Consider the following 13,608-nt stretch of genomic DNA (forward strand, 5'->3'; position numbering starts at 1 on the left):
CTAGATCAGTTCGGTGATAACTTTAGCATTATCATTCAGAAAATTCAATTAGAGGAGAATGTTATGTGTCTACCATCACCGATTTTTCAAAAGAATACGCTCGGAAGCTCGATCAAAAGGATACCTTAGGCTCATTCCGTTCTGAATTCTATCTTCAAGATACAATCTATCTAGATGGAAATTCATTAGGATTGTTATCAAAACGAGCTGAATCCACTCTCCTTAAAACAGTAGAAGCTTGGAAAACACTTGGCATTGATGGGTGGACCAATGGTGAGCATCCTTGGTTCTACATGTCTGAAAATCTAGGACATCAGCTTGCCCCTTTGATTGGAGCAGATCCCGATGAAGTGGTTGTAACAGGTTCTACCACAACAAACTTACACCAAGCTTATTTCATCTTTTTATAAACCAACTGCCAAGCGTTACAAAATTGTAGCGGATGACGTAACGTTTCCTTCTGACATCTATGCCCTGCAAAGCCAAGTCAAATTAAAAGGGTATCAACCAGAAGACGCGCTGATAAAAGTTAAAAACACAGAAGGACGTTTACTTGAGGAGGATATTATCGCTGCTATGCAGGAGGATGTTGCGATTGTTGTTCTTTCAAGTGTGCTTTACCGAACAGGTCAACTTCTTAATATAGAGAAATTAACAGCTGAGGCACATAAACGAGGCATATTAATTGGATTTGATCTCTGTCATTCAGCTTGGCTCTGTAGAGCATACTTTGTCAGACTCAGATGTAGACTTTGCCTTTTGGTGTACGTATAAACATTTAAATGGTGGTCCAGGTGCAGTTGGGGCAATCTATGTAAATAAGCGTCACTTTGGCACTGAACCCGGTCTTGCTGGTTGGTTCAGCTCTAAAAAAGAAACTCAATTTGATATGTCCCATACATTAACAGCTGATGACCATGCAGGAGCTTTTGAAATTGGTACTCCTCATATCTTAAGCATGGCTCCATTAATTGGGTCGCTTGAATTATTTCATGAAGCGGGGATCAAAAGGGTTCGTGAAAAATCATTAGCATTGACTTCTTATCTAATGGCACTACTAGAGCATGAGCTTCCAGATGAGGGATTTGTGATCCGTAATCCTCGAGTAGACGAGGAACGTGGCGGTCATATTTTATTAAAACACCCTGATGCAGCACGTATTTGCAAGGCCTTAAAAGCAAACAAGGTCATTCCAGACTTTCGAGCGCCAAGCTATATTAGGCTAGGACCAGTGGCGCTATATAACTCGTTTGAAGACATTTGGAATACCGTGCAGATCCTTAAGACAATTATGCTTGAGAAGCAGTTTAAACAATTCGCAAATACACGTGATGTCATTGCATAGGAGGACAACTAATGAGTTGGATCGATATATCACAACCACTTAATCATCAAATTGCAGGTTGGCCAGGAGATACACGCTTTGCATATAAAGTAGAGTACAGCAAAAAGGATACCGGCTCCGTTAACATTGGTAAGATCACAATGAGCCTTCATACAGGAACCCACATCGACGCTCCCTATCACTTTGATGAGTCTGGAGCTCGTGTCGATGAACTTGACGTTAACCTCTATATCGGTCCATGCCAAGTCATTGATGTTTCAGAGTTCCAAGAGATTACAGCAGACCTTTTATCACATTTCACAATAAACAAATCAAGTCGCTTACTGCTTAAAACAGCATTACCAAATGACCCAACTATTTTTCCAGACGTATTCCCTTTATTGACGATTAAAGCGATCGATTATTTGAAGGATCAAGGTATCAAGCTTCTAGGAGTTGATACACCTTCAGTTGACTTACCAGATAGTAAACAGCTTCCCATCCATCATCACCTCCACCAATCCGGCATTCACATTTTAGAAAATGTCATGCTTGATCATGTGGAACCAGGAGATTATGAACTAAGCGCGTTGCCATTAGCTATATCGGATGCAGATGGTAGTCCTGTCAGGGCTGTTATTCGTCCACTAAAAGGAGACTCACTATGACTGGTACAACTGAAAATGAGAAACAGATTGAAGTCGATTTCAAAGATAAAATGACCTACGGTGAATACCTAAGTCTGGACCGCATCTTAAGCAGTCAAAACAGACTCTCTGACCATCATGATGAGATGCTTTTTATTGTGATTCACCAAGTGAGTGAGCTGTGGATGAAGCTTACTTTACATGAATTACATGCAGCAATTGAAGCAATAAAAGCAAATGAAATGGATGTCAGCTTTAAAAAACTAGCACGCGTTTCACAAATTCAGGTTCAAATTATTCAAGCGTGGGACGTATTATCTACACTCACTCCAAGTGAATATTCAGAGTTCAGAGACAGCCTCGGCTCAGCATCTGGTTTCCAGTCCTATCAGTATCGAATGATTGAGTTCGCCCTTGGCTATAAGACCCCACATGTATTAAAAATCTATGAAAAAGATCCTGCTCTTTTAGCAAAGCTTGAGGAAGCGTATCAGACTACTAGTCTGTATGATACCGCTATTAGCCAACTGCACAAGGCCGGATTCAACATATCTGATGAGATTCTAAATCGGGATCAAACCAAACCATACGTTGCGGATCAAACAGTGCTCGAAGCCTGGAAAGTCGTCTACCGCGACACCGAAACCTACTGGGAGCTCTATCAACTCGCAGAAAAATTAGTCGACATTGAAGACCGATTACAGCAATGGCGCTTTCGCCACATGAAAACGGTTGAACGAATTATCGGTTTTAAAATGGGAACTGGCGGCTCATCCGGAGTGAACTACTTAAAAAAAGTGCTAGATCAAACATTCTTTCCTGAGCTTTGGCAATTGCGTACTGAGCTTTAGTAGGTGGTGAGTGGAGCTTGGAGGGGTGGACCAAGACGAAAGGTGCTTGGACAAAGAGCATTTGGTGCGGGATCAAGCGGGGTTGATTAGGTACCAAGAGCGGTGCGCTGATATCAAGAAGGATTAGCTCCTTGCCAAGATGGTGCTCGCCTTTATCAAGATGCAGGCTCCCTCTCCAAGTCCTTTCCCGCTTTTACCAAGATCCCCTCCTCTTCTCCAAGATCGATTCCACTCTCACCAAGATCCCCGCCTCTTCTCCAAGATCGATTCCACTCTTACCAAGATCCGGGCTCACTCTCCAAGACCAATTCCACTCTTACCAAGATCCCCGCCTCTTCTCCAAGACCTTTCCCGCTCTTACCAAGATCCGACCTCCTTCTCCAAGATCGATTCCGCTCTTACCAAGATCCCCGCTTCTTCTCCAAGACCAATTCCACTCTTACCAAGATCCCCGCCTCTTCTCCAAGATCGATTCTGCTCTTACCAAGATCCCCTCCTCTTCTCCAAGATCGATTCCACTCTCACCAAGATCCCCGCCTCTTCTCCAAGATCGATTCCACTCTTACCAAGATCCGGGCTCACTCTCCAAGACCAATTCCACTCTTACCAAGATCCCCGCCTCTTCTCCAAGACCTTTCCCGCTCTTACCAAGATCCGACCTCCTTCTCCAAGATCGATTCCGCTCTTACCAAGATCCCCGCTTCTTCTCCAAGACCAATTCCACTCTTACCAAGACCTGTGCTCCTTCTCCAAGACCAATTCCACTCTTACCAAGACCTGTGCTTCTTCTCCAAAACCGATTCCGCTCTTACCAAGACCTGTGCTCCTTCTCCAAGACCAATTCCACTCTTACCAAGACCTGTGCTCCTTCTCCAAGACCTTTCCCACTCCTACCAAGCACAGAACTCCATTACCAAGACGCTGCTGTCCCCGCCTCAGCTTCACATCTACGTCAATCAAAAAAAAGCCCGCATCAGCGGACTTTTTTGGTTGAGTTTCTTTCAATGAGTTTTGGTGTATAGATAATTGGTTCGATTGGTACGGTTTGTGGTGCTCGTTGGTTTTCGATTAAACGTATGATCATTTCTGCTGCTTGTTCACCCATTTTTTGTTTTGGGTGTTCAATTGATGTTAGTTTTACTTCTGTTGCAGTTGCGAGATAGGAATCGTCAAACCCGACGATTGAGATATCGTCTGGGACTTTCATTCCGTATGTGCGCAAGACGTCTAGTAAACTAACCACAAGTTGATCGTTGTACGCAACAATTGCGGTTGGATTACGGTTTGGGTCTTGGATGATGCGTTCTAGTTCTTCTTTTGGTTTGCTTTGCTTTTCCTCGGAATCATAGTCAATGATATTTTCAGGTGAGATCGGGAGTTGGTGCGCACGGTGAGCTTTGATATAGCCTTTTTTGCGCTTGGCTCCTTGTCTGTCATCTGTTTTGAAAAAGCCTATGATGTCTGTGTGTCCTTGTTTAATCAGGTGCTCCGTTTGAAGATATCCACCTTTTTCATCGTCAATAATTAGGCATAGTGGGTCTAACTCGTCATAAAATGCATTGATCATGACATAAGGTATGTTGGCGCGTTCAAGACTGAAATAGTAATTGATATTCGGATTTGAACGTGCACTTTTTGTTGGTTCAATAATCGCTGCATCTACGCCCAAAGACAAGATGCTTTCAAGTACTTTTTTTTCTGTTTCCACATTGTTATTCGTGCTGTACAAGCTTACTTGGTATCCTTTTTCAGCAAGGAACGGTTCAGCACCACGAATAATGAGTGGGAAGATATAGTCAGAAATATAAGTTGTTATGATGGCAATATTCTTTCGACTAATTGCAGTAGTCTTATCAAACGAACGATCGGCGCAATAGGTACCAGATCCTTGAGAGCGATAAAGCCAGCCGTCTTTTACTAAATCGCCAATCGCAATTCGTACGGTATGGCGACTGACTCCAAATTCCTTCATAAACATGCTCTCAGAGCCAATTTTTTTGTGAGGAATGTAGGTTCCGTCTAAAATACGTGACTTTACCACTTCAATAATCTTGCTATATTTTGTCTGCATATGGTTGACCTCAATTCTCTAGACACTTATACGAATAGGCTACCATACTTTAGTGCATGTAACAATTTAGCTTAGCGACCTAGTTTATAAGCAAGGTCATTCCATCTAAGTTCATTCTCAATTCCTTGAATGGTCGTTTGATCGTTTATGAGCACAGCTTCTATACCAACAAGCTTTGCCCAATCCAGCATTTGTTCAGGTGTAATTTTGTAAGAAAGAACCGTATGATGAGCTCCACCCGCATGAATCCATGCTTCTGATGATGTTTCGAGAGATGGCTTCGGCTTCCAGAGAACCTTTGCAACGGGTAAAAGCGGAGTGTCGTGCTCTGCCTTTACGGTTGTAACTTCATTCATAACCAAACGGAAGCGATCTCCTAAATGGATGATGGATGCGACCATTGCGTCTCCTTCAATGCTGTTAAATACCATTCTCGTTGGATCTGATTTTCCACCAATTGATAGTGGATGAACTTCAATTTTCGGTTTCCCACTAGCAATCGTTGGGCACACCTCAAGCATATGCGAACCTAATATTAATTCATTTCCTTTTTCAAAGTGGTACGTATAATCCTCCATAAAGGAAGTTTGTTCTCCATTAGCCATTACTTTCATCAAACGTAATAAGGCTGCTGTTTTCCAATCACCTTCTCCACCAAAGCCATAGCCTTGCTGCATTAAGCGTTGTACTGCTAGACCAGGGAGCTGATCTAATCCATGTAATATATCAAAGTTTGTTGTAAATGCTCCAAAGTTCCCTTCATCAAGGAATCGTTTTAATCCTAGTTCGATGCGCGCTTGCTCTAAGATAGAATGTTTGCTTGCATTGGGATCGATATCGTACTGCTGCTCGTACTCTTCAAATAATTGTCGTACCTCTTGTTCAGTGACCGATTGAACAACTTCTACCAGATCACCAATACCATAACCTTGAGTAGACCAAGCCAAATTTGATCTGCGCCTCAACCTTATCCCCCTCAGTTACAGCCACCTCGTTCATATTGTCGCCAAAACGAGCGATGCGAATCGATTGGCCTTGAATAGCCGCAGCTGTTGTTTTCATCCACGTTCCGATTCTCTCTTGAACGTGAGCATCTGCCCAATAACCCGCGACTACTTTTCGAGGAATTTTCATTCTTGAACCAATAAAGCCAAACTCACGATCCCCGTGTGCTGATTGATTTAAGTTCATAAAATCCATATCAATGGAGTCCCATGGTATCTCACGGTTAAATTGAGTATGCAAATGCAATAGTGGTTTTGTTAATAGACTTAATCCGCCTATCCACATTTTTGCTGGGGAGAACGTGTGCATCCACGTAATGAGGCCGGCACATTGTTCATCTGCATTCGCATCTGCACAAAGTCTTGTAATTCCGTCTGGTGTTGTTGCGACTTCTTTTAATTGAATAGAATACGAGATTGATTCACTTTCATTTAATGCGTTTACGATTTGGCGAGAATGGTCTTGGACCTGACGAATCGCCTCTTCTCCGTATAACGGCTGTCCACCTGTTACAAACCAATACTCCAATGTCTTTTGTTGTTTCATTTAAATCCCTCCAGGTTAGTTTAATTGTGATGTTGTTTTTCTTGATTTTAAAGATCGCAGTCGTTTCATGACATCATTTTCACCACGTCCAAAATAATCATGGAGTGTGGAATATTCGCGGTATAGCTCTTGATAAATCGCTACATTCTCAGGAATTGGTTTAAACGTTTCATCTCGCACTCGACTCATCGATGTTGCAGCATCTGTGATCGAATCATACCCTCCATAAGATGCTCCTGCCGCAACAGCCGCAAACATAGCCGCACCTAATGCCGGAGTTTGTGAGGCTGCACTTACCTTTATTTCTAGATTGCATACATCCGCATAGATTTGCATCAGAAGTTTATTTTTTTGAGGAAGCCCACCGCATGCATAGACCTCTTCAATGTGAATACCGTGATCATTAAAGGCATCGATAATTTTTTTGGTTCCAAAAGCTGTTGCTTCTAACAAAGCACGATACATTTCCTCTGGTTTTGAGTGTAAGGTCAGACCAAGGATCACTCCACTTAAGTCCGTATCAACCAAAACAGAGCGGTTGCCATTCCACCAATCTAATGCAAGTAAGCCAGTTTGCGCTGGTTGATAGGCTGATGCTTTTTCTTCAAGTAACTGATGGATATCTACTCCTGCTTCTTGAGCCTGCTTTTCAACTTCTCCAGACACAGCCTGTTTGACAAACCAAGCAAAAATATCACCTACAGCAGACTGACCTGCCTCATACCCAAAGTAGCCAGGTATAATACCGTCTTCAACTACACCACACATTCCTTCGACCTCGGTCTCATGCTCACCAAGCACAACGTGACAGATTGAGGTGCCCATCGCCATCACCAATTTACCAGGGGTCACAACTCCTACTCCTGGTGCTGCAGCGTGTGCATCAACATTCCCCACAGCAACCGCGGTTCCAGGGACCAATCCCATCTGCTCTGCCATCTCTTCAGTTAAACTGCCAGCACGCGTTCCAAGTGGCACAATCTCACCGCGCAGTTTAGTCGAAGTGAGCTTCTCAAGCCTTGGATCGAGCGATTTGAAAAACGCCTCACTTGGATACCCGTCCTGCTTGTGCCAGATTGATTTGTAGCCCGCTGTGCAACTATTGCGGACAATGGTTCCTGTCATTTGGGCAATGACCCAGTCGGTTGCCTCAAGAAACAAATCAGCCTTTTCATACATAGCGGGATCTTCATTTAAAATCTGCAAGATCTTTGCGATCATCCATTCTGATGAAATCTTTCCACCGTACCTCTTAAGGAATGCTTCCCCTCGTTCTTCCGCAATTCGGTTAATCTCATTTGCCTCATCTTGGGCTGCATGGTGTTTCCATAGCTTTAACCAGCTATGCGGGCGATCTTTCAGCTCATCTTTTAAGCAAAGTGGTGTGCCTAACTCATCAACAGGTAGCATCGTACATGCTGTAAAATCAATGCCTATTCCGATCACATCTTCTGCTTTTACACCAAGCTTGCTTTAAAACAGCTTGGAACAGACGTTGTTAAAACTTCTACATAGTCACTTGGATGCTGAAGTGCCCATTCAGGCTCCAGTTGTTCATCTAGATGCGGTAGCTTTTGATCAATCACTCCATGTCGATACGGAGTTACATGCTCACTTATCTCTGCGCCATCACTAACCCTTACTAACACAGCTCGTCCGGACTCCGTTCCAAAATCCAAGCCAATCGTATATGTGCTCATCATTGTCCTCCTTTATTTTTGTTGTCCATAATATGCGTCTTTTCCGTGCTTACGAAGAAAGTGTTTATCTAATAGCTCTTGCTGCATCACCCCAACTTGCGGATTAATTGCCACTGTATTCGTTGCCATTTTTGCCGTTTCTTCTAGCACAACCGCATTGTGCAAAGCTTCCGTCGCATCTTTTCCCCATGCAAATGGTGCATGGGCATATACTAGGACTCCAGGCACGAAGTCATATCGATTCTCTTCAAACGTTTCAACAATGACATGACCTGTCTCTGCTTCATACGCTCCCTTAATTTCATTCTCAGTCATAGGACGTGTACAAGGAATCTCTCCGTAAAAATAATCGGCATGAGTGGTTCCGAGTGCAGGTATACCTCTTCCTGCTTGGGCCCAGCTTGTTGCATAAGGCGAATGCGTATGCACAATGCCACCAATCTCAGGAAAAGCTCGATAAAGCACAACATGTGTAGGTGTATCTGATGACGGATTCAACTTTCCCTCCACCACATTTCCTGATAAATCCACCACAACTAAGTCCTCTTTTTTTAAAACGTCATACTCAATTCCACTTGGTTTGATTACGACCAAACCACTTTCCCGATCAATGCCACTAACGTTTCCCCAAGTGAATGTCACCATCCCGTGTTTTGGTAGCGCCAGATTTGCTTCAAGTACTTGCTGCTTTAATTCCTCAAGCATATTTGTTCCTCCTTCGATTTCTTATACGTACAAGTAAGGTCAATAAGAAGCGACTACGATCGCTTCTTATTCATAATGTCAAACGCAACGGCTGCTAGCAGCACCAACCCTTTAATTGCTTGCTGCCAGTCAATACCTAAACCAAGAATCGACATCCCATTGTTCATCACACCCATTACGAGTCCACCAATCACTGCCCCAATAATGGAACCTACCCCACCATATGCTGAAGCTCCTCCAATAAAACTTGCAGCAATTGCATCAAGCTCAAAGAGATTACCAGCACGAGGAGTGGCTGCATTTAATCGCGCGGCAAAAATGAGACCAGATAAGGCGGCTAAAACACCCATATTGACAAACACCATAAAGGTTACTCGTTTGGTTTTGATACCAGATAAGGCGGCTGCTTTTTCATTACCACCTACTGCATAGATATGCCGTCCGATAACTGTCTTTTTCATCACAAAAGAGTAGAAGGCAATTAAGACAATTAATAAAATGAGGATATTAGGAATGCCTCGGTAATCAGCTAAAATATAGGCGAAGACACCAATTACAGCTACCATTCCCGCAACCTTTAAAAAGAATAAGGTTCTAGGAAGAGGATCAAAGCCATTTTTAATTTGTTTTCGTCTTGCACGTATCTCTATAAAAACAAGACTGACGATTAGCACAATCCCTATGACTAGAGATAACCAATGAATACCACTACCATTAAACACGTCTGGTAAAAATCCAGCACTCAATTGTTGAAAGGCTGGCGGAAACGGTGCAATCGATTGTCCTTGAAGCATAATGAGCGTAATGCCTCGGAAAATCAGCATGCCCGCAAGTGTCACAATAAAAGCGGGAATCTTCACATACGCAACCCAAAAGCCTTGCCATGCTCCAACAATAGCCCCCATTAACAAACAGAGAAGAACCGTGAAAAAAGGATCCATATTCATTTGAATCATAAGAATTGCTGACAGTGCGCCAATAAAAGCAGCAATTGAGCCAACCGATAAATCGATATGCCCAGTAATAATTACAAGCACCATCCCAATTGCCAGAATGAGAATATAACTATTCTGTAAAATAAGGTTTGTGATATTAAGAGGCTGTAGCAACACACCGTTTGTTAAAACTTGAAACAATAGCATAATGAGTAATAAAGCAAAGGTCATACTATACTGCCTTATATTATTTTGAATGATTGTAAGAAATGTCTTCATAAGCCACCTCCTTGGTCATCAACCTCATTAAATCTTCTTGGTTCAACGATTCACCATAAACTTCTCCAGTGATCCGACCTTTGTTCATCGCGTACACACGGCTACACATGCCGATTAACTCAGGCAGCTCAGAAGAAATCATGATAATGCCTTTGCCTTTTTCAACTAACTCTTGGATGATCGTGTATATTTCGTATTTGGCTCCTACATCAATTCCTCTTGTTGGTTCATCAAGGATTAAGACATCTGGATTAGAGAAAATCCACTTACTCAGAACCACTTTCTGTTGATTGCCACCACTTAGATTGCCTGTCTCCTGCTGAATGGTTGGTGTCTTAATTCTCATTTTTTTTCGGAAATCTTCTGCTACCTTTACTTCCTCTATTTCATGTATGACCTTTCTTCTGGATAGTTTATTTAGACTGGCTAGGGAGATGTTTTCTTTGACATCGTTCATTAAAATTAATCCATATGATTTACGATCCTCTGTTGCATAAGCCAATCCTGATTTAATCGCGTCACTAACGGATGAGAACGATGTTTCGTTTCCATTTAACACTAGGCTTCCGCTAATTTTCGAACCATACGCGCCACCAAACATGCTCATCGCAAGCTCGGTTCGTCCTGCCCCCATTAGTCCCGCTATACCAATAATTTCACCTTTTTTTACATGAAACGATGCGTCAAAAATGATCTGTCGGTCGCGTTGAATCGGGTGATATACGTTCCAATTTTTAACCTCAAGGATGGTTTCACCAGGCTTTTTCTCGTAATCTGGAAAACGATTTGAAAGACTCCTACCAACCATCCCTCTAATAATCCGATCTTCCGTTACCTCTTCTATCTTCACATCTAATGTTTTAATGGTCTGTCCATCACGGATGATCGTTACTTTATCTGCTATTTGTTTAATCTCATTAAGCTTGTGAGAAATGATAATTGACGTAATGCCTTCCTGTTTTAGCTCTAAAAGCAGATTTAACAGGTTTTGACTATCCGTTTCATTTAAGGAGGCTGTCGGCTCATCAAGAATAAGCAGTTTCACATTTTTTGCAAGAGCTTTTGCAATCTCAACCAGCTGTTGCTTACCTACCCCAATGTGTTTGATTTTTGATTGAACAGGTTCTGATAAATTTACTCGTTTAAGGAGATTTTCCGCTAATTTTGTTGTCTCATCCCAGTCCACCATACCAAAGCGACCGCGTTCATGACCGAGAAATATATTTTCTGAGATCGTTAATTCAGGAATCAAAGCAAGCTCTTGATGGATAATCGCAATGCCTTTTTCCTCACTCTGCCGCACATCTTTAAACATGCAGAGCTCCTGTTGAAAATGGATCTCTCCCTCATAACTTCCATACTCATATACGCCACTTAACACCTTCATTAACGTTGATTTACCGGCACCATTTTCACCACAAAGTGCATGAATTTCACCCTGTTGAACTTGTAAATTGACGTTATCAAGAGCCTTAACACCTGGAAATTGCTTCGTAATACTTTTCATATCTAGAAGAATGTTTGCCATAGCCTTTCTCTCCCTTTTAAAAGCACGGTCCATTTATAAAAGTCAAAATGGACCGCTCTACGAGTAGATGCTAGTTAAGCTGGTCTTCTGTATAATACTCACTATCAATAAGCATTTCTTCATAGTTATCAACATCAACAACAACAGGTTTCTCTAAAAAGGACGGAACCACTTTTACATTGTTATCGTATGTCTTGGTATCATTTACTTCTGGCTCCTCATCATTAAGAACAGATTCAGTCATTTCAACAGCCTTTTCAGCAAGGACTCTAGTATCCTTAAAAACAGTCATCGCTTGCTCTCCAAGCGATAATCGCATTAACAGATGGAATATCCGCATCTTGCCCAGTGATAATTGGCATATCATCGGCTGTATAGCCAACACTTTTTAGTGAAGCAAGCACACCAATACTCAGCAGGTCAGCAGGTGCTAATACTGCATCTAACTCTTCGCCCCCACCATAATTTGAGCTTAATAGATTATCCATCCGACTCTGTGCCGTTGCTCCATCCCAACGAAGAATCGAAATTTGATTAAAGTCCGTCTGCCCACTACCCACAACAAGCTTGCCTTCATCTAAATAAGGCTGAAGCACGGACATCGCACCATTAAAAAAGAAATGAGCATTGTTATCATCAGGCGAGCCAACAAATAGCTCAATATTAAATGGACCTGCTTCATTTTCCAAATCAAGCTCATCAATAATGTACTGCCCCTGCAAAACTCCAACCTCAAAATTATCAAAAGTCGCGTAATAATCAACATGCTCAGAATTCATAATTAGACGATCATATGATATGACCGGAATATCTTCAGCATTTGCACTTTCCAAAACACTCGTTAGAGCCTCACCATCAACCGCTGCAATAACAAGAGCATCTACACCTAACGTAATCATATTTTCAATTTGTGAGACCTGGTTCTCTACGACATCCTCCGCATATTGAAGCTCCGTTTTATAGCCCAAATCTTCAAAATAAGCAACCATATTATCCCCATCAGCAATCCAGCGCTCCGATGATTGAGTCGGCATCGAAATTCCAACCGTTAACTGCTCCCCATCATCACCACCCGAACTCCCCTCAGAACAAGCAACTAACATCAAACCACTAACCAAAGCTACGCCTACCAATCTCAGACTCTTCATAAAACTCATCCCCCTTAAATGGTTGCTCGTACATATGATAGCGCTATCATATGTACGAACATATTTGTCTCCATTTCTTGAATGAATCGATTCATCTTCAAACTAGTACGTACAACTAATATAAATCGAGCCAACAAAAAATACAATATACAAACCTAACTTTTTTTCGACAAAGCTCTTTGCGAACAAGCCCAATCAACAGAGTTTATGATTGGGAATTAGCGAATATGCCGGTTGGGGAGAGCAATTTTTGGTGGGGGTGAGGGATGGGACTGGCTAATTGGTTAAAAGCTCTAGTTTGTAGGAATGTGCTCAATTTGAAGGTCCATTGCTCCAATTTAATATTCCATTGCTCCAATCAGTGGGCCATCGCTCCAGTTTAGTAGTCCATTGCTCCAATCATGGGGCCATCGCTCCAGTTTAGTAGTCCATTGCTCCAATCATGGGGCCATCGCTCCAGTTTAGTAGTCCATTGCTCCAATCATGGGGCCATCGCTCCAGTTTAGTAGTCCATTGCTCCAATCATGGGGCCATCGCTCCAGTTTAGTAGTCCATTGCTCCAATCATGGGGCCATCGCTCCAGTTTAGTAGTCCATTGCTCCAATCATGGGGCCATCGCTCCAGTTTAGTAGTCCATTGCTCCAATCATGGGGCCATCGCTCCACTTTAGCCTTCTATCGTTTCATTCATCACTCCATCGTTTCACTTTGGCCTTCTATCGTTTCATTCATCACTCCATCGTTTCACTTTGGCCTTCTATCGTTTCATTCATCACTCCATCGTTTCACTTTGGCCTTCCATCGTTTCACTATTCACTCCACAGCCTACCATGGAGCTCTTTTTTTTTGCACCATCCACCCCTCTCAAAA

General features: G+C 42.5%; 6 protein-coding genes and 4 pseudogenes. 3 read left to right on the top strand and 7 right to left on the bottom strand.

Annotation, left to right across the window (positions count from 1 at the left end; genetic code table 11):
• Window positions 1–65: 65 nt before the first annotated feature.
• The 3 genes and pseudogenes from kynU to kynA all read left to right on the top strand — a co-directional run bounded on the left by kynU (window position 66) and on the right by kynA (window position 2,822).
• Window positions 66–1,345 (top strand): annotated as a pseudogene (gene kynU, locus NDM98_RS10035) (kynureninase).
• An 11-nt stretch (window positions 1,346–1,356) separates the two neighbouring features.
• The gene (gene kynB / locus NDM98_RS10040) at window positions 1,357–1,992 is read left to right on the top strand and encodes an arylformamidase (protein WP_251607001.1); all 636 of its coding nucleotides are present in this window, start codon (window positions 1,357–1,359) and stop codon (window positions 1,990–1,992) included.
• Window positions 1,989–2,822, top strand: a complete 834-nt coding sequence (gene kynA, locus NDM98_RS10045) for a tryptophan 2,3-dioxygenase (RefSeq protein ID WP_251607004.1) — start codon at window positions 1,989–1,991, stop codon at window positions 2,820–2,822. Before kynB ends, kynA begins: the two co-directional genes overlap by 4 nt.
• 973 nt (window positions 2,823–3,795) lie before the next feature.
• Here the strand turns inward: kynA and NDM98_RS10050 are convergent.
• From NDM98_RS10050 to chvE, 7 genes and pseudogenes are all read right to left on the bottom strand, one after another.
• A complete protein-coding gene (locus NDM98_RS10050) occupies window positions 3,796–4,893 on the bottom strand; it encodes a GntR family transcriptional regulator (protein ID WP_251607006.1) in 1,098 nt (365 codons plus the stop codon).
• Window positions 4,894–4,964: 71 nt separating this feature from the next.
• Window positions 4,965–6,444, bottom strand: a pseudogene (araA, locus tag NDM98_RS10055) (L-arabinose isomerase).
• A gap of 15 nt (window positions 6,445–6,459) precedes the next feature.
• Window positions 6,460–8,147 (bottom strand): annotated as a pseudogene (locus NDM98_RS10060) (ribulokinase).
• A 9-nt stretch (window positions 8,148–8,156) separates the two neighbouring features.
• Entirely contained in the window at window positions 8,157–8,849 is a 693-nt protein-coding gene (gene araD, locus NDM98_RS10065; protein ID WP_251607008.1) for an L-ribulose-5-phosphate 4-epimerase, read from the bottom strand.
• 53 nt (window positions 8,850–8,902) lie between these two features.
• Window positions 8,903–10,063 (bottom strand): multiple monosaccharide ABC transporter permease, encoded by a 1,161-nt coding sequence (gene mmsB, locus NDM98_RS10070; RefSeq protein ID WP_251607010.1) that lies wholly within the window; start codon window positions 10,061–10,063, stop codon window positions 8,903–8,905.
• Entirely contained in the window at window positions 10,032–11,591 is a 1,560-nt protein-coding gene (gene mmsA, locus NDM98_RS10075) for a multiple monosaccharide ABC transporter ATP-binding protein (protein WP_251607012.1), read from the bottom strand. Before mmsA ends, mmsB begins: the two co-directional genes overlap by 32 nt.
• Before the next feature lie 70 nt (window positions 11,592–11,661).
• A pseudogene (gene chvE, locus NDM98_RS10080) lies at window positions 11,662–12,739 on the bottom strand (multiple monosaccharide ABC transporter substrate-binding protein).
• Between the last annotated feature and the right edge of the window lie 869 nt (window positions 12,740–13,608).

The sequence above is a fragment of the Alkalicoccobacillus plakortidis genome, from assembly GCF_023703085.1.
GTDB lineage: Bacteria > Bacillota > Bacilli > Bacillales > Bacillaceae_D > Alkalicoccobacillus > Alkalicoccobacillus plakortidis.

Coding starts and splice junctions, on each gene's coding strand:
- kynB (WP_251607001.1), top strand. CDS start 1,357: ATGAGTTGGATCGATATATCACAACCACTTAATCATCAAATTGCAGGT.
- kynA (WP_251607004.1), top strand. CDS start 1,989: ATGACTGGTACAACTGAAAATGAGAAACAGATTGAAGTCGATTTCAAA.
- NDM98_RS10050 (WP_251607006.1), bottom strand. CDS start 4,893: ATGCAGACAAAATATAGCAAGATTATTGAAGTGGTAAAGTCACGTATT.
- araD (WP_251607008.1), bottom strand. CDS start 8,849: ATGCTTGAGGAATTAAAGCAGCAAGTACTTGAAGCAAATCTGGCGCTA.
- mmsB (WP_251607010.1), bottom strand. CDS start 10,063: ATGAAGACATTTCTTACAATCATTCAAAATAATATAAGGCAGTATAGT.
- mmsA (WP_251607012.1), bottom strand. CDS start 11,591: ATGGCAAACATTCTTCTAGATATGAAAAGTATTACGAAGCAATTTCCA.